Genomic DNA, 15,885 nt, shown 5'->3' on the forward strand with positions numbered 1-15,885 from the left:
AATGAATAAAAATTTACAATTTATATCTTTCAGAAATGTGCTGATCGCCGGGGCTTTAATCAGCAGTCCGGCACTGGCGCAGGATAAGAAAGCTGATACCATTAGAACCAATGCACTGGACGAGGTAGTGGTCACCTCTTTACGTACCGAAACTAAGAGACGCGATGTACCGCAAAATATCACGGTGATCAGCAAACAGGCGATGGCACTAACTGCCTACGGCGAAGTAACCGACTTACTTAAAAAGAACTCTTCCGTAAATATCATCCAGTACCCGGGGCTTTCTGCCGGGATCGGAATCCGTGGTTTCAGGCCACAGATCAGTGGCTTAAACCAGCGTTCATTGCTGCTGGTTGATGGCCGTCCGGCAGGTACGGCAAGTATTGCAACCATTAATCCTGCGGATATTGAACGGATTGAAGTGCTAAAAGGACCGGCATCAGCTCTATATGGTTCTTCTGCCATGGGCGGGGTGGTCAATATCATTACCAAAAAGTCCTTCGGCGATGTACACGGCAATGTATTTGCAGAATATGGCTCGTATGAAACCGCAAAACTGGGTGCCGATGCAGGCGGCAATATCACAAAGAAGCTGGATTTTAATTTATCCTTCCTCAGTTACGACAGGAATAAAAACATGAAACTGGGAAAAGGAAATCTTTTCAGGAATCTCTTTGATGCGGATAAAGCGGTAAAAAACTATACAACAGGCCCCGTTGAAGTAGATGATAACCGTTCTGATGGATTAAGGCGCGACTATACCAGGCTCAACTATAATACGGGAAGCCTGCGCCTGGGATATCAGATTGATGATACCTGGAGACTGGATGTAAGGGGAGAGCGTTTCGTTGCCAAAGGTGTAGAAGCGCCAAGTGATATCTTTTATGGCAATGCACAGCCCAGCACAAAAGATATCGAGCGCCACAATGAAGAAGCAACACTTTCCGGCAATCTGTTCAGTCACAAGCTGTCGCTAAAGGGGTATACTTCCGAAGAAAATAACCTGAACTATACGCTTACTGCTTCTGGTGTAAAAATTGCTCCCTACGCTTCCTTCAGCAGTGAAACCAGCTGGAAGGGTATACAGGCCAAAGATGCCTGGTCTTTAGGAAAGCATAACGTAATATTTGGTTTAGACTACAGCAATGCTGCCACCAGTTCAAAATCCTTTCTGGCAACAGGTGCAGAGAAAGCACCTTTTTCACCAAATTACAGTCTCAGCTCCGCGGCAGCCTATGTACAGGGCCAGCTGAACTTTCTAAACAACCGGTTGGTAATTAACCCCGGTATCCGTATGGACCTGATCACCTATGATGTAAAACAAACGCCCCTGTTAACCACCTATGCGGGCGGGAAACAGACCAATCCTTTTGTGAGCCCCAGTTTAGCAGCTCAGTATGCAGTAACAAAGCTGTTTACTGTACATGCAACTACAGGAAGGGCATTTGTTACCCCTGATGCTTATAATGTGGCGGGATACTCCGAAATCCTGTCGGACGGCAAAGCTACCGTTACCCAGGGAAATCCCGGCTTAAAAAATGAAAACAGTATTTCCTGGGACGCAGGTTTAAGAATCTCAAAATCTGAACTGGGTTTAAGCGCTGATTTTACGTATTACAGCACTTCGGTTAAGGACAGGATCACTACACAGCGCAGCATTCCGCCTGCCACACAATTAACTCCCGGTGGATTACAGATCAATAGCATCACTACCTACGTTAATGCGAATAAAGCAAATATCAATGGTTTCGAGGCAGATTTTGCCCTGGATTTTGGAACACTGGCACACAAAGACTATGCACTGAAGCTGTTTGCCGATGCTACAAAATCTGCTAAAGCTAAAGAAGTAACGATTGCCGCTGACGGCACCCAAACGGCGAAGGATATTTATAACGTGGCTGATTTTACGGCCAGCTATGGCCTTGAATATAACAATTTAAAAGGGCTTGACCTGCGTTTGAGCGGACGTTATGTGGGTAAACGTAATGATACGGATTTCAACGATCCGTTGTCGCCGGAAATTGTTTACCCTGAGTTTATGACCCTGGATTTTGGTGCCGCATACACCTACAAAAAGAAACACACCATCAGTTTCCTGATGAACAATATCACAGATGAGAATTATTATGAAAAGCGCGGGTACAATCTTGCAGGCCGTAACTTCTCCCTCAAATATGCTTTAAGCTTTTAAATGAAATCAGAGCTGATAAAAAATTCTTAAATTTAAACCTTGGCTTCATCGTTGTGATCAACAGGCAGCGATGAAGTTTTAAATCTATACGATGAAGATATATACTAAAAAAGGAGACAAAGGAACTACCGGGCTTTTCGGCGGCAAACGGGTAAGCAAAGACGATGTAAGGGTAGAGTGTATCGGTACGCTTGATGAAGTCAACTCGACGATAGGTTTTCTCCGGGTAAAACTGGGCGATTCACACGAATGGCAGCCTAACCTGCACAAGATCCAGAAAGATATGATGGACATGATGTCGCATCTGGCGCGGCCTTCGGATACCAAAAAGATCAATACCAATCCTATGCCGGCAGATGGGCCTGAGTTTTGTGAATCCTGGATTGATGAACTGGAAGGCGCAATGACACACCCCTCTGACTACTTTATACTTCCCGGCGGAAATGAAATCTCGGCCTTATGCCATATGATCAGGACACAAATGCGCAGGGGCGAACGTCGTTTGGTAAGTCTCATTCAAACGGATGAGGTAAATGAAATTATTCCGGCATACATCAACCGACTGTCTGACCTGTTCTTTACACTATCGCGTGCAGAAATGGACAAAGCAGGCGTTGCCGAAGAAAAATGGCAGTTGTTCCTGTATAAAAAGTTTAAGAAAGCCGAACCTGCACCTGAATCTTAATTTATGCTGATTTATGTAAGTGGCGGGGTAAGAAGCGGCAAAAGTGCCTGGGCGCAGCAGCGGGCAAAAGAATTGACTGCCCAACCAGTGTATATCGCCACAGCAAAAATCTGGGACGAAGATTTCCGTATGCGTGTACAGCGACATCAGGATGAGCGCGGGCCGGAGTGGACTACTTTCGAAGCTTACCGCGACCTGCACTTGTTACCTTTAAAAGGCCGCATTGCAGTGATCGACTGTGTAACCTTGTGGCTGACTAACTTTTTTATGGATCATGAGAATAATATTGATCTGTCTTTAGCAGATTTTAAGAAAGAAATTGATCAGTTATGTTCCATCGACGCTACATTTATTATCATTTCCAATGAACTGGGGATGGGCATGCATGCCGATACGGAGATCGGGCGTAAATTTGCAGACCTGCAGGGCTGGGCAAACCAGTATGTAGCGGCCAGGGCAGAGGAAGCTGTTTTTATGGTTTCGGGCTTGCCTTTGCATTTAAAGAAATAAAAAAACGCAAGTAATTGAACTCATGATCAACCGGGAACTGAAACTTTTTTTTACCGCATTGTCCTTTTATACCAGGTTGCCGGCGCCAGCTGCTATGCGCGATGAGCCTATTGGCTTATTAGCTGATGCGATTAAATACCTTCCCCTGATTGGCTGGATTACCGGATTTGTTGCTGCTGCGGTTTATCTGCTGGCAAACTTTCTTTTTGGGAATGCCCTGGCCGTGCTTTTTTCGATGCTTGCCGGCCTGTTGCTGACGGGTGCTTTTCATGAAGATGGGTTTGCGGATGTTTGTGACGGATTTGGCGGGGGATGGACAAAAGACAAGATTCTGGAAATCATGAAGGACAGCCGGCTCGGCACTTATGGTGTGGCCGGACTGATCCTGCTGCTGGGCATCAGGTTTATAGCAATTATCCAGGTCACGTCAGACGTAAATGCAATCGTGATCCTTGGTATTTTTGTGATCGCACATTCGCTGAGCAGGTTTTCGGCAATGATCGTTGCCTCCAACCATAGTTATGCGCGCAGTTCGGAGAGTAAGGCCGGTGTTGCGGTAGCAGAGAAAAGCAAGGCCGCTAACCTTATTGTCGCGGCCATATATACATTACTGCCTCTCGCGGGCCTGATCTTTTACACCGGGGAATCTACTATTGCTTTCATCCTGATTCCTGTGGTTTTAACCAGTTATTATCTTGGCTATTATTTTAAAAAATGGATAGGGGGATATACAGGAGACTGTCTTGGCGCCGTACAGCAGATAACGGAAGTGGTGATTTATCTTTCTTTGTTCCTGGTATGGAAATTTATCTGATCAGGCATACGACACCTTTGACGGAAAAAGGCCAGATCTACGGAAGGACAGATGTAGCGCTCGGTGAAAGCTTTCAGGAAGAAGCAGCAAAGATTCTGGCACAATTACCTGTCCATATGGATGCTGTATTTTCCAGTCCATCATTAAGATGTACCCGGCTTGCGGCGGCTATTACAGATCATTATTCAGAAGTTTCCGGCGCTGAAACACGGGCTGTCGATGAACTGCCTTTTCAAACAGATGAAGCTTTGTATGAACTCAATTTTGGCGACTGGGAAGGTAAAACCTGGGATACTATAGACCGCGCAGCATCAGAAACCTGGATGAGCGATTTTGTACATCTCTCACCACCAGGCGGCGAAACCATGCTGGAAATGCAGCACAGGGTTTCTAATTTCTGGGATCGATTACTGCAGCAGCCCTACAAGAATGTATGCGTAGTTACACACGGGGGAGTAATCCGTATTCTCCTGGCCAGGTACAAATCGGTTCTGCTTAAAGATTCCTTTTCTATAAAGGTAGGCATGGCAGAAGTTTTTAAACTGTCGGTTTCCGGCTGATCAAACGGATCTCATCACCAACACGGATCATCCCGCTGCCCTGATGGATCAGGTTTTGCCCAAATAATACCTTTTTATTAATGGTACGGTATCCGGCCAATGTTTTTAAAGGCTCCTGGCCCTTTTCACCCGTTTGCTGGTCGATCGTAGTAAGAACACAGCGGGCACATGGCTTTACTGCTGAAAACAGCATTTCCCCAACATAAAAGCTGCCAAAGCTGTCTTCAATGTGCGGCTCTCCGCCTGTAAACACAAAATTAGGACGGAACCTGTCCATCCTTACCGGCACCTCAAGTTTTTTATTGAGCCCGTCAAGTGAAGCCTGACTAATCAGCAGACATGGATAACCATCCGAAAAGCCAACGATTTCATTATTTTCTGCGTACCTGGGATCTACCAGTCTTCTTGCATCTGCCGGCATTTTTACAAGCCGAACGGACATCTGCATAAAATCAGAAAACCACTCATTTAAGAGTTTGCTCACCTCCAGGCCTGTGGATTCGTCATCCCAGATGGAAACAGGAATGCTGAGGCCGGTATTTTCTTCCACTGAGAAGGAGATTGATTGGGCAGGGTCTTTTTTATGGGTTACTGTTATTCTTTCTGCGTCGATGCCCACCTGCAGCATCGCCAGTTCAAAGTATTTCCTTTGGGTAACGAACACGCCTTTTTCATCTATCAGCATCCATTTCCGGTCGTATTTTAAACCTGTTTCTACAAGTTCAGCTTGTTGCAAACTGATGCCTCCCAAAGATTTAACCGGATATATATAGAGCTCAGACAAATAAAAGTTATTCATTGCATAAAGTTAAAAAAACCTGAGGATAATTCTTCATCATATTTTACCCGGACTTTGCTGTAGGCAGGTACTCAGTAGCCCCAAAGTAAGGAAACACTCACAAGTCATAAATGACAGAAAATGAGGACTGAATGACGCGCTGCTGATTACTTACTGATGACTTGCTTACAGCAAGCTCCGGGAAAGCTCCGGACAAACTTAATACAGCATTGATCATATACATTGATATTTATAATTAAATCAACAGATCTATTATGAATTTGCTAAATTTGAATAGCGGAAGAAGGATAAATCTGACGGGGAAGTAAATTTACATACATGGGACTATTCGATATTTTTAGAAAAACTGATACGGCAAAAGCACAGGCAGAGGATAAAACAAAACAGGCACCAGCAGCGAAAGCAGATCAGCCTGATCAATCTTCTGAACCTATTGCAGCAGTTGCAGCAGAAATAAAGTCGCCAGTTACCCCTCAGCGCAATTCCGGCGATCTTAAAAAAACTCAGGCACTGGCTACATTGCTTGAGATCCCAAAAGAAGAGAGAACTGAAACCTGGGTAAACCAGTTTTTAGCCGATCTTCCATTTGCTGCCCTTCGCTGCGGAACGCCGCAACTGATTGCCGGTCCGGATGGGTTTCCCTATTTCCAGTTATTCATTCCAGCGCCCGGCGAAGAATTCCAGTCCTATGTGATCGATGAGATGATTTCTGGTTTCCTTGTAGAAAGAGGATACGGGGTTGTGCTTAATCCCGGAGCAGGTCAGCCCGACTGGGTATTAACCTACGGAGATCTCCTTAACTATCATTTGAACGGAGCTTTCTTTACACTTGACAGCCTATTCAGCCACAGCAGTAATATCACAGAAGAAGTTGCCGCTGGCGAAGAAATAATGGTGGGCCAGCCATCAGAAACCATCCTGCCAGCACAGACGAGAAAATTATTGAAAGACTTTTTTGAACTCAACGGTATCCAGGGACCAAAAGTAATGCTGATGATGCGCAAAAACGCTGAAGAAGTTAGTCAGGATCTCGCTTTTAACATCACCCCCGATTCTTTTGAATCAGAGGAGCACTACCGCAACATGATGCAAACAGTAACCTGGTACCTGCCAAGGCATTATTCTGTGGTCGGCTTACACGACAGCCATGTAGAAAACGGTTTTATGTCCTTGTAACCGGATATTGAGCGTATCACGCACCTTATTAGTCGCAGATAATGAATATCAAAACAACTCCCATTTTAATTGCAATTCTGGTCTTCATCTCAATAACTGGATTTTATTCCACTAATGATGCACCATCTGATGGATGGACAGAAATAGGGTTTCCATATCCTTTTTACACATTTACTGGCGGTAAAATTGATCCGGCTGCTGTTAATGAAATAGAGATGGGATTTATTTTGAGATATTTCCTGATCGATCTGCTAGTGTTAGCTCTTTTTATTTACGTTTTCAACTATGCAGACAAAACTTACAAAATTGTCAAAAAATAAGATAGAAGTAAAGATACCCCTATGCCTTTGTAACCCGCTCCGGCGCTGCTGCGGATAACCAGTTTTTTCCTTCTGTAAACCGCGTCACAAGCATTGCCGCTACGGTATCTCCTGTAGAGTTCAGGAGCGTAGCCATTGGATCTACCAACGTACCGATAATCATTGCCGGTGGAAGCGCCTCTGGCGGAAAACCATATGCAGATATAAACAGCAGTTCTCCAACATACCCCCCGTTAGGGATACCCCCTTCAACTACACTCACCAGAACTGTCATCCCCAGTGCAAGCATGATCGTCTCTGCACTGTCGAAGCCTTTCCCGAACAGCGCAAACACCACGGCCATCTTGATGATCGAAGAAATACTTGAACCATCTTTATGCAGCGTAGCTCCTAAAGGAATAGTCACATTTGAAATGTACTCCGGTATTCCCATTTTCTCAGCAGCCTCCAGGTTAGCCGGGATATTGGCGATGCTGCTGCAGGTACCCACTGCAGTGGCCGAGGGTACAATATTGTTCTTCCAGTATTTCTTAATGCCTCTCACTCCGCCGGCCACAAAAGCATAAAAGCTGAACAGGAAGACAAAGTAAAAAGCGCCTACACCATAATATATACCCAAAGAGCGCGCATACGTACCAAATAACTGCGGACCAAAAACACCTACCTGATAGGCAAAATATGCACCCAGCCCTACGGGCGCAAGTTTCATGATGATCACGAATACATTTTTGAACACCTCATTTCCCGCCTGAAGAAATCCCGCAAATGCAGCGCCCTGACTGCCCGCACGCAAAGTAGCAAAGCCAGTGAGCACCGAAAATATAATCATCGCCAGCATACTCTTGCGTGACAGCAGTTCAAAGAATTCGCTGGTCGTGAGCAGCTGCGTAAGCTGGTCGCCAAAAGGCTTTTTAACAATGGTTTCTGTAAGCCTGGCTGCCCCCATATGCTCGTGGATAGAGAATATCCTTACCGCGAGGATCGTCAGCATCGCCGAGATCAGCACGGTAGCCAGAAAAACAAGCGCCATCACGGCCATCATCCTGCTCAGCTTGCCCGTCTCCTTTAGGCCCCCGATTGCAGAAGCAATGGAAAAAAATACCAGCGGGATCACAGCCGTGAACAGCAGGTTGAGAAAGATCTCACCGATCGGCTTCAAAACACTTACGCGGCCGCCAAATACCAGGCCCGCAATGCTGCCCGCCACGATGCCTGCAATCAGCCAGATGATTCCCTTATAATTAGTGTAAAAGCTGTTCATGTAGCGAAGATAATCTTAAAAACTTTAATTTAATATTTAAGACAGAAGTTATACACTATAAAAGATTTATATATTTTTTGTTTATTCTGGTTTGATTTTTGGGGTTAAAAGATAGTTTAAACCCTAAAATTTAACGATGTCCTATAGAATTCCCTGGCGCAGGCTTTCCGGTTCTGTTGTATTATTGCTGCTGCTAACGCTTACAAGCTTGAATTCCAGTGCACAATTGTTTAACCAGGATAGCCTCAAATTAATCTCAGCTCAGTTTTCTTTTGCAGAAGGCCCCGCCGTGAACAAAAGGGGAGATGTTTACTTTACTGATCAGCCGAACAATAAAATATGGAAGTACAGTGCTGATGGAATTCTTTCATTATTTAAAGGCCCGGCGGGCCGTGCCAATGGTCTGTATTTCGACCGCAGGGGAAACCTGCTGGCATGTGCCGATGAGCAAAATGAACTCTGGTCCATCAGCAAAAGCGGTAAAGCAACAGTTTTGCTTACAAATGTTGACGGAAAAAAACTGAACGGCCCCAATGATCTCTGGGCAGACCGCAAGGGAGGCATATATTTTACTGATCCCTATTATCAGCGAGACTACTGGACAAGGAAAAAGCCGGAACTAGAGGGGCAAAAGGTTTACTACCTGCCGCCAGGCAAAGGAGCCAAATTGCGGGTAGCAGCGCAGGATGTTTCCAAGCCGAATGGTATCGTTGGATCGGCAGATGGTAACTATCTTTATATTGCGGATATCGAAAAAGATAAGACCTATCGCTATACCATCGCTGCGGACGGCAGCCTGAGCAGTCAGACTTTAGTGATCAATCAGGGATCTGATGGCATGACCATTGATAACCAGGGCAACTTTTATCTCAGTGGCAAGGGCGTATCAATTTATAATCCGGCGGGCAAGTTAATCGGTCATATTGATGTAAAAGAGCCCTGGACGGGAAATGTTTGTTTTGGCGGAAAAAATCGGAGCGATCTGTTTATCACCGCATCAACTGCCATCTATACGATTCCTATTCATGCCAAAGGAGTAGAATGAACCATACTGAGTAGGTAAAGTTTGAAAATTTATATAATATTGAATTCTGTTAATGCCCCGGCATTGGCAACACCTTATATTGAATAATGGAAAGAAGATCTTTTGTGCAAAAGGCAGGGCTGTTAACTGCCGCTTTATTTTCCGGGAAAGTGTTTTCCTTTGCGGCAGAGCCGGATTTTCCTGTAGTGAGAAGAGCGCAGGCCCTGCGCCGCTTTAACAGCAGAGCGGTAGAAAATGTGATCAATGAATTTAGTTCTAAAGTAAAGAACAAAGAATTTACCTGGCTGTTTAACAACTGCTTTCCAAATACCCTTGATACCTCCGTTACTTTTACTGATTTTGAAGGCAAACCCGATACCTTTCTGAGCTGTGGTGATATGGATGCCATGTGGCTGCGTGACAGTTCTGCGCAGGTATGGTCTTACCTGCCGCTGATGAGAAAAGACAAAGCATTGAAAGACCTTGTTGCAGGCGTGATCAACCGCCAGGTAAAATATATATTGAAAGATCCCTATGCAAGTTCTTTCTTTAATGACCCTACCAAAACTTCCGAATTTAAAGAAGACCTCACCAATATGGTCCCCGGTGTTCATGAAAGGAAATGGGAGATAGATTCTTTATGTTATCCCATACGCCTGGCTTACCGCTACTGGCAGCAAACTAAAGATACCAGCCATTTTGATGCGAACTGGCAGGAGGCCATGAAGACAATCCTCAAAACCTTCAAAGAACAGCAGCGCAAGGAAAACAACGGGCCATACCATTTTCAGCGTGCTACAGCATGGGCCACAGACAGTTTGCCGATGCAGGGTTTTGGCTATCCTGTAAAACCGGTTGGACTGATCTGTTCCGCTTTCCGGCCCGGTGAGGATGCTACAGTTTTCTCCTTTCTGATTCCATCTAATTTCTTTGCAGTTGTCAGCCTTCGTCAGGTGGCAGAACTTTTCAGAGTGATCAAGGCAGATGAAAAAATAGCTGCCGAAATGGACGCAATGGCAATGGAAGTAAGACAGGCCCTTCAAAAATATGCAATCATCGAACACGAAACTTATGGAAAAGTGCTGGCCTACGAGATCAATGGTTTGGGCAGCTACCACCTGATGGATGATGCCAGCATTCCCAGCCTGCTGGCGATGCCTTACCTGGGTGCCATGTCTATGAGCGACCCTGTTTATCTGAATACCAGAAAAATGGTGCTTTCAGCAGATAATCCATTTTTTTATAAAGGTAAAGTTGCCGAGGGAGTAGGGGGACCGCATATTGGGAAAAATATGGTGTGGCCCATGAGCATCATTGCACGGGGGTTAACCAGTACCGATGATGCCGAGATCAAACAATGCCTGGCCATGCTGCAGAAAAGCCATGGTGATACCGGGTTTATCCATGAATCTTTTCACGTTGATAATCCGCGCCAGTATACCAGGGCTGCATTTCCATGGGTAAATTCCCTGTTTGGAGAATTCCTCTGGAAAACTTATCAGGAGCGTCCGGAGCTGCTGAACACCGGCGCTTAGGCTAAAAGCGTGCAAAAAATCCTATAAGGGAATCATGTTCGTCTGCAGCAATTGTCATTTGAATGAAATTATGAATATGGCTTAACATTAAATTAACATTAGGATAGCCATATTTGCACATGTTCTTAGAAATACTCGCCGGCGCATTTTACCTTTTTACGATTATTGCTGCATTTAAAATGGAAACTCCCCTAAAGGGTTTGCTGTTTATGCTTACTGTGCTGGCAGTCAGTGGAATTTTGTATCTGTTTATCCTGTTTCCCGGTATTTCCGGAATTGTAGTTACAGTGATGCTTGCGGCTTTCATTCTAAAACAAGGAAGCCGTTAAAAAATTGAACCACCTGAAAGCACAATTCAGATGGTTCGGGATAGGAAATAAAAAGGGTATTAACAGTTAAGGATAAGCTTATCTAAAATTTCTGATCAGTCTGGTGATCTTAATGCGCTTGGCTGTGTCAGCTGGTTGTGCACTGACCAGGCCCCTTGCCCAAACAGTATAAATTTCTTTACTGTCCAGTTTTACATCAGTCAGTGTAGACACGATTTCATTTGTAGCCGTATTTCTCAGGTTCAGGGTGATGCCCGTTTTCGCAGTTACCGGCTTAAATCCGGTATATTCTTTGTACGCCCTGTTGGTAAATGCAGTGGTGTCACCGCTATACTCAAGACTGTAGGCCGGTGCATCCGGTGAAAGGTTAATAAAGCGGACCTGCGCTTTTCCATCAGGAGTACTGGCAGACCAGTCGTCCCTGATTCTAAGGAATGACAGCGTATCTGCTGAGTTTACAATAAAGATAGAATGGTAGCGGTCATTTTCCAGATCGATCTTTTGTGTAAGGATACTCGTTGTATTACCGGAAACGGTAACTTTCCCTGTTCTGGTACCGGTTACTGCCAGCCAGTAACCCGTACTGTTCCCATAGTTGAGAGCGGTACTGCTTCCCACAGTCGAATTGTTCACTTTTTGATTATCGAGATAAAAATCCACTGAAGGTCTTGTAGGAGAGGCATTGGTAACGCTGAAGGCCGCCTGGTTGGGAATAATTACTTCATCGTCATGCTTGCAGGAACTGAGACAGATCGCAACATAAGACATTGCTGCTAAAATGTAGACTTTTCCGGGTTTTTCTGAAAATAGAGTAAGATTAAATTTCATGTTTAAAAGTTTTAATTTGCAATATGTATTTGGAGTGTAAAACGAACGGTCTTTACACAACGCTACAGATTTTTTGGTATTTTTGTAAAACGTATGATCTGTAGCGTTTTGGATGCGGTAAACGTTTTACCGCTGAATGCTGCGTTGGACGCATACGAAAAATTGTAAAATTGGCAGAAAAGAGAGGCTTAGCGTAGCGTGGATAAAAAAGATACAATGTTCCGGGAGATCATTGCGGGTCTGAGTGCGCGTGATGAGCGTATACAAGAACGTATCTATGTTCATTACTGGGGTTATCTCATGGGAATTTCCACCCGGTATTTCAAAGACCGGAATATTGCCAGGGAAGTGGTGAACGATAGTTTTATGAAAGCGTTCAAAACGATGTACGATTTCAGGCATGGCGGCGACCTCCTGGATTTCCAGAAAATATTTAAATCCTGGCTGTCTACCATTACTGTACGTACCGCATTGGATAAAATACGGGCGAATAAGACTGCTTTGACTTATGTGGAGGAATACGAGGAAGTGCAAACCGGCCATGTAGAAGTTGAACATAAGCTCTATGCAGAAGACATACTTAAACTGCTGGATGAGCTCCCCGATCTGCACCGGGCAGTCTTCAACCTCTATGAGATTGAAGGTTTCAGCCATGATGAAATCGCATCAATGCTAAATATACCCGTCAGTTCCAGTCGTACATATCTAACCCGCGCAAAACAAAAATTGAGAGAGCTTTATAAAAAGAGTATAAAAATTACAGATGGAACAGTCTAATAAAGAATTAATAAAGGAGATAGCTGATCTTTTCGAAGATTACGAGGAATCCTATGTTCCGGGCGAATGGGAGTCATTCCTGAAACACAAGAAAAAGAAGTACCCCTTTTTTCCTAACTGGATTAAAGTTGCCGCTGTGCTTTTCCTGATCGTTTCTGTGTTTGCATATAACAGGAGAGATCTGCTGCAGCAGGATGGAAAAGGAAGTCCTGCCGCCCAGCAACAGACTGCAAACACTACCGGTGCTGCAAAAAAGAGTAACGGCCCTGCAGAAAAACCTGCCGGCGCAGCCCAGCAGCTTTCTGCCGTACGTAAATCCACTACAGTTAACTCATCAAAAAGCAATTCATCAATCATCAGTTCTTCAGCTTTAAACTTTTCACAATTCAAAGCTGTAAATACTAATCCAGCAACTGTAAGCCCTCCAGCTTTTAGTACTGCTGAAAAGACAGCCGCTGCAGACCAGGGCAGCGTAGTAGTTGCTGAAAATAAAATCAATGCCTCTGCAGCAACCATAGTTCCTGCACCATCCCTAAACCAGGCCCTTGCGCAAACCCAGTTAAAAGCTGATGCCGCAGTCCCTCCGGCGCAGCTGACAAAGGACAGCCTGATGGCGCCGAAAAAACCTAAATTAAGCACATCAGAATTCCTGCTTGCAGAATCTAAAAAAGCTGACAGAAAAGAAATCAAGAAGCCAGCAGTTTCCAAATGGGACTTTGGTTTGCAGGTGATGCCTACAGCTACACATACCAACATGAACTTTGGTGGCGGACTGGTTACTGCTTATCACATTTCAGACAAGATTTCATTAAGTTCAGGGATCACCCTGATGCAACTGGGTTCCGGCGAAAATGTATCCTCAGCGGCACCTGCAGCTGCTTCTGGTGTGGCTTATTCCATCGTGAAGTCTTCGGCAGAGAGCCGGCAGCTCCTGGCTGTGGATGCCAATATTAAAGCTATTGACATACCCCTCGGGCTGGTGTATAAAGTAACCAAACATTATTATACCAGCGCCGGGATTTCATATTTTAATGTGCTTAGCGAGAAAAGAAACAATACGTACTCGGAAACGGTTCCGGTCAATAAAATGAGCAGGGATCCTTCCACCGGTGAGGTGATGAGTTTCAGTGCGCTGGAGACCCAGCAGGTTGATGAAGAAGCTACCGACCGGCCGCTGAAAGGAAACAGCTACCTCGGCTTTTTTAACTTTTCTATTGGCCGCCGTCAGAATATTTTTAAACAGTACAACATCCAAATCGAGCCTTTTATCAAGGTGCCTATCGGAAAATTATCTTCACAAGACCTGAATTTGATGAACAGCGGAATTAAATTTCAACTTTCTTTTTAGCCTGTTCCAATTTTTTTTTCAAAATGCTGTCCGGTTGATTCAATTCGGACAGTGTCGCTGCGCTGTTGTAAATTCCAGGTTAAAGAGGATAATTATCTGTTTAATTAACAGTCTGTTATGTTGTTTTTAAGGCGGCTAAAATGTTTTATTATTTTAGATTTCTACTCCAAATAATTTTCATCAGAAATATTCTAAGAATAAATTTTACAGATGTTTTTAGGCTATATAAATAATTCTAATAGTATTGCAATAAATTTCAATTTCTTTTTGTAATATTTATGTTAATTAATTGCTATTTTTATTTTCAAACAAACACCAATTAAAATATTTGAAGATGAAAACACTTGGACAAAAATTTAAAATTCTCCGCCAGAAGAAGGGACTGAACCAAATGGCAATGGCAGAACTGCTGGACATTTCTATTCCGGCCTACTCCAAACTTGAAACCGGGATCACTGATCCAAACTTCAGCCGGATACACCAGATTGCCAGTGTCCACCAGATCGACATCAGGCAGTTGCTAAGCACGGGAGAAGATGAGAAGAGCGAGCAGGAGGGAGAAATCGAGAGGCTCAGGCTCCGCGTGCTCGAACTGGAATCCAGCGTAATCCGTTTGCAGGGCAAGCTGATCGATCTTTATGACAAGGAAGACCGCAGAAACAAGGCGGATTAGCAAGTATTATGGTATAAATCCGCTGTTTCATGACAGAAAAAACTTCATGTTAATTTAACGTTATTATCATACGAGTGTCGAATTTGATTCAGGAACTTTTTATTTCATAACTTTTATAATACTTTTGGACCATAATTGAATTTCGGTCTAATGATTTATTATGTTGGTGAATGGAAAAGGATGAGATTGTAATAGAGGAGATATTATCGGGAGCAAAAAAGTTATTTGGAAAACATGGTTTAAAGAAAACAACCATGGAGGAAATCGCTACAGCTGCCGGTAAAGGAAAGAGCACGCTCTATTATTATTTTCCAAGCAAGAATGAGATTTTTGAGGCCGTTGTTGAAGACGAAATGAAAAATGTAGTGAAGCGTATACGGGAAGCCGTAAACGCTTCACTAACAGCAAAGGAAAAATTGAAAGCCTTTTTACAAGCCCAGATTACATCCATCATTGGTTTTCATAGCTTTAGGGAAGTTCTTTTTGATGATTTGCTGGCCAGCATGAGAATGCTGATCTGGATCAAATCAAGATATGAACAAATTCAGATTGATATGATCAAAGAAATCCTTCTGGGCGGTTGTCAGTCGGGAGAGTTTAAAGATATGTCGGCCGACAGGATGAACAAAATGTCCTTCGTTATGGTGACGGCATTCAGGGGGCTTCATTTTCCTTTATCTGTAGAATTATCTGAATTACAGACCAATGAATATTTCGATGAAATGATCGATATGTTGATAGCAGGTATAGGAAATGATACTGTAAAAAAGAAAATTGAATAAAAAAAACAATCCGGATAGGGTGTTGCACCACTGAGGTGTAGTACCTTTACAGGGTTACAAAAATTAGTGAAAAACGTTAATTTCATTATTTGACAATAATATTATAGACTAAAATACGGTTATGGTCTAAGAATAATTTACTTTTGTCTATCTTAAAATTAACATATTTTTAATATATTAGATCATGTTTCATTGCGGTATTTTTAGTATCAATCTGTATATGAATAAAATAAACTTATGAATCTATCTGAAGTAAACATTATACAATTCAGG

Annotated in this window: 17 protein-coding genes; 14 read left to right on the forward strand and 3 right to left on the reverse strand. The window is 43.7% G+C overall.

Going from position 1 to position 15,885, the window contains the following annotated elements; translation table 11 throughout:
* Position 1: 1 nt before the first annotated feature.
* The 5 genes from FN831_RS24040 to cobC all read left to right on the forward strand — a co-directional run bounded on the left by FN831_RS24040 (position 2) and on the right by cobC (position 4,760).
* The gene (locus FN831_RS24040) at positions 2 to 2,191 is read left to right on the forward strand and encodes a TonB-dependent receptor (RefSeq protein ID WP_142530760.1); all 2,190 of its coding nucleotides are present in this window, start codon (positions 2 to 4) and stop codon (positions 2,189 to 2,191) included.
* A 91-nt stretch (positions 2,192 to 2,282) separates the two neighbouring features.
* Complete coding sequence (locus FN831_RS24045) at positions 2,283 to 2,876, forward strand: cob(I)yrinic acid a,c-diamide adenosyltransferase (RefSeq protein WP_142530761.1); 594 nt, start codon at positions 2,283 to 2,285, stop codon at positions 2,874 to 2,876.
* 3 nt (positions 2,877 to 2,879) lie between these two features.
* Positions 2,880 to 3,386, forward strand: a complete 507-nt coding sequence (locus FN831_RS24050; RefSeq protein WP_142530762.1) for a bifunctional adenosylcobinamide kinase/adenosylcobinamide-phosphate guanylyltransferase — start codon at positions 2,880 to 2,882, stop codon at positions 3,384 to 3,386.
* A gap of 22 nt (positions 3,387 to 3,408) precedes the next feature.
* A complete protein-coding gene (gene cobS, locus FN831_RS24055; RefSeq protein ID WP_221931401.1) occupies positions 3,409 to 4,200 on the forward strand; it encodes an adenosylcobinamide-GDP ribazoletransferase in 792 nt (263 codons plus the stop codon).
* Complete coding sequence (gene cobC, locus FN831_RS24060; RefSeq protein ID WP_142530763.1) at positions 4,185 to 4,760, forward strand: alpha-ribazole phosphatase; 576 nt, start codon at positions 4,185 to 4,187, stop codon at positions 4,758 to 4,760. The genes cobS and cobC overlap by 16 nt, the downstream gene beginning before the upstream one ends.
* On the opposite strand, the gene FN831_RS24065 is transcribed toward cobC, so the two are convergent.
* A complete protein-coding gene (locus FN831_RS24065) occupies positions 4,738 to 5,559 on the reverse strand; it encodes an MOSC domain-containing protein (RefSeq protein ID WP_142530764.1) in 822 nt (273 codons plus the stop codon). The genes cobC and FN831_RS24065 overlap by 23 nt on opposite strands.
* Before the next feature lie 318 nt (positions 5,560 to 5,877).
* Here FN831_RS24065 and FN831_RS24070 point away from each other — a divergent pair, with 318 nt between their 5' ends.
* Positions 5,878 to 6,735 carry a hypothetical protein gene (locus FN831_RS24070; protein WP_142530765.1) on the forward strand — a complete coding sequence of 286 codons (858 nt, stop codon included), beginning with the start codon at positions 5,878 to 5,880 and terminating at the stop codon, positions 6,733 to 6,735.
* Between the two features lie 41 nt (positions 6,736 to 6,776).
* On the forward strand, positions 6,777 to 7,055 hold the full coding sequence (locus tag FN831_RS24075) for a hypothetical protein (protein ID WP_142530766.1): 279 nt from the start codon (positions 6,777 to 6,779) through the stop codon (positions 7,053 to 7,055).
* A 19-nt stretch (positions 7,056 to 7,074) separates the two neighbouring features.
* Here the strand turns inward: FN831_RS24075 and FN831_RS24080 are convergent, their stop codons facing one another.
* Positions 7,075 to 8,316, reverse strand: a complete 1,242-nt coding sequence (locus FN831_RS24080) for a dicarboxylate/amino acid:cation symporter (RefSeq protein WP_142530767.1) — start codon at positions 8,314 to 8,316, stop codon at positions 7,075 to 7,077.
* A 136-nt stretch (positions 8,317 to 8,452) separates the two neighbouring features.
* Between FN831_RS24080 and FN831_RS24085 the strand changes: the two genes are divergently transcribed.
* The 3 genes from FN831_RS24085 to FN831_RS24095 all read left to right on the forward strand — a co-directional run bounded on the left by FN831_RS24085 (position 8,453) and on the right by FN831_RS24095 (position 11,204).
* On the forward strand, positions 8,453 to 9,361 hold the full coding sequence (locus FN831_RS24085; protein ID WP_142530768.1) for an SMP-30/gluconolactonase/LRE family protein: 909 nt from the start codon (positions 8,453 to 8,455) through the stop codon (positions 9,359 to 9,361).
* Positions 9,362 to 9,447: 86 nt separating this feature from the next.
* Positions 9,448 to 10,875 carry a glycoside hydrolase family 125 protein gene (locus tag FN831_RS24090; protein WP_142530769.1) on the forward strand — a complete coding sequence of 476 codons (1,428 nt, stop codon included), beginning with the start codon at positions 9,448 to 9,450 and terminating at the stop codon, positions 10,873 to 10,875.
* Positions 10,876 to 10,994: 119 nt separating this feature from the next.
* A complete protein-coding gene (locus FN831_RS24095) occupies positions 10,995 to 11,204 on the forward strand; it encodes a hypothetical protein (protein WP_142530770.1) in 210 nt (69 codons plus the stop codon).
* 78 nt (positions 11,205 to 11,282) lie between these two features.
* Here the strand turns inward: FN831_RS24095 and FN831_RS24100 are convergent, their stop codons facing one another.
* Positions 11,283 to 12,032 carry a DUF4397 domain-containing protein gene (locus FN831_RS24100; protein ID WP_142530771.1) on the reverse strand — a complete coding sequence of 250 codons (750 nt, stop codon included), beginning with the start codon at positions 12,030 to 12,032 and terminating at the stop codon, positions 11,283 to 11,285.
* Between the two features lie 216 nt (positions 12,033 to 12,248).
* Between FN831_RS24100 and FN831_RS24105 the strand changes: the two genes are divergently transcribed.
* From FN831_RS24105 to FN831_RS24120, 4 genes are all read left to right on the forward strand, one after another.
* On the forward strand, positions 12,249 to 12,809 hold the full coding sequence (locus FN831_RS24105; RefSeq protein WP_142530772.1) for an RNA polymerase sigma factor: 561 nt from the start codon (positions 12,249 to 12,251) through the stop codon (positions 12,807 to 12,809).
* Positions 12,796 to 14,157: a hypothetical protein gene (locus FN831_RS24110; protein WP_142530773.1), complete on the forward strand. Its 1,362-nt coding sequence runs from the start codon at positions 12,796 to 12,798 to the stop codon at positions 14,155 to 14,157. Before FN831_RS24105 ends, FN831_RS24110 begins: the two co-directional genes overlap by 14 nt.
* Before the next feature lie 334 nt (positions 14,158 to 14,491).
* A complete protein-coding gene (locus FN831_RS24115; protein ID WP_142530774.1) occupies positions 14,492 to 14,830 on the forward strand; it encodes a helix-turn-helix domain-containing protein in 339 nt (112 codons plus the stop codon).
* Between the two features lie 170 nt (positions 14,831 to 15,000).
* Positions 15,001 to 15,612: a TetR/AcrR family transcriptional regulator gene (locus FN831_RS24120; protein ID WP_142530775.1), complete on the forward strand. Its 612-nt coding sequence runs from the start codon at positions 15,001 to 15,003 to the stop codon at positions 15,610 to 15,612.
* The last annotated feature ends 273 nt before the right edge of the window (positions 15,613 to 15,885 follow it).

This window comes from Pedobacter westerhofensis, assembly GCF_900182595.1.
Classification (GTDB): Bacteria; Bacteroidota; Bacteroidia; order Sphingobacteriales; family Sphingobacteriaceae; genus Pedobacter; species Pedobacter westerhofensis.

What these genes read in the sequence shown, in the direction of transcription:
- FN831_RS24050 (WP_142530762.1), top strand. Translation starts at nt 2,880, where the DNA reads ATGCTGATTTATGTAAGTGGCGGGGTAAGAAGCGGCAAAAGTGCCTGG.
- FN831_RS24080 (WP_142530767.1), bottom strand. Translation starts at nt 8,316, where the DNA reads ATGAACAGCTTTTACACTAATTATAAGGGAATCATCTGGCTGATTGCA.
- FN831_RS24045 (WP_142530761.1), top strand. Translation starts at nt 2,283, where the DNA reads ATGAAGATATATACTAAAAAAGGAGACAAAGGAACTACCGGGCTTTTC.
- FN831_RS24095 (WP_142530770.1), top strand. Translation starts at nt 10,995, where the DNA reads ATGTTCTTAGAAATACTCGCCGGCGCATTTTACCTTTTTACGATTATT.
- cobS (WP_221931401.1), top strand. Translation starts at nt 3,409, where the DNA reads ATGATCAACCGGGAACTGAAACTTTTTTTTACCGCATTGTCCTTTTAT.
- FN831_RS24070 (WP_142530765.1), top strand. Translation starts at nt 5,878, where the DNA reads ATGGGACTATTCGATATTTTTAGAAAAACTGATACGGCAAAAGCACAG.
- FN831_RS24105 (WP_142530772.1), top strand. Translation starts at nt 12,249, where the DNA reads ATGTTCCGGGAGATCATTGCGGGTCTGAGTGCGCGTGATGAGCGTATA.
- FN831_RS24085 (WP_142530768.1), top strand. Translation starts at nt 8,453, where the DNA reads ATGTCCTATAGAATTCCCTGGCGCAGGCTTTCCGGTTCTGTTGTATTA.
- FN831_RS24115 (WP_142530774.1), top strand. Translation starts at nt 14,492, where the DNA reads ATGAAAACACTTGGACAAAAATTTAAAATTCTCCGCCAGAAGAAGGGA.
- FN831_RS24120 (WP_142530775.1), top strand. Translation starts at nt 15,001, where the DNA reads ATGGAAAAGGATGAGATTGTAATAGAGGAGATATTATCGGGAGCAAAA.
- FN831_RS24065 (WP_142530764.1), bottom strand. Translation starts at nt 5,559, where the DNA reads ATGAATAACTTTTATTTGTCTGAGCTCTATATATATCCGGTTAAATCT.
- FN831_RS24110 (WP_142530773.1), top strand. Translation starts at nt 12,796, where the DNA reads ATGGAACAGTCTAATAAAGAATTAATAAAGGAGATAGCTGATCTTTTC.
- FN831_RS24100 (WP_142530771.1), bottom strand. Translation starts at nt 12,032, where the DNA reads ATGAAATTTAATCTTACTCTATTTTCAGAAAAACCCGGAAAAGTCTAC.
- FN831_RS24090 (WP_142530769.1), top strand. Translation starts at nt 9,448, where the DNA reads ATGGAAAGAAGATCTTTTGTGCAAAAGGCAGGGCTGTTAACTGCCGCT.
- FN831_RS24040 (WP_142530760.1), top strand. Translation starts at nt 2, where the DNA reads ATGAATAAAAATTTACAATTTATATCTTTCAGAAATGTGCTGATCGCC.
- FN831_RS24075 (WP_142530766.1), top strand. Translation starts at nt 6,777, where the DNA reads ATGAATATCAAAACAACTCCCATTTTAATTGCAATTCTGGTCTTCATC.
- cobC (WP_142530763.1), top strand. Translation starts at nt 4,185, where the DNA reads ATGGAAATTTATCTGATCAGGCATACGACACCTTTGACGGAAAAAGGC.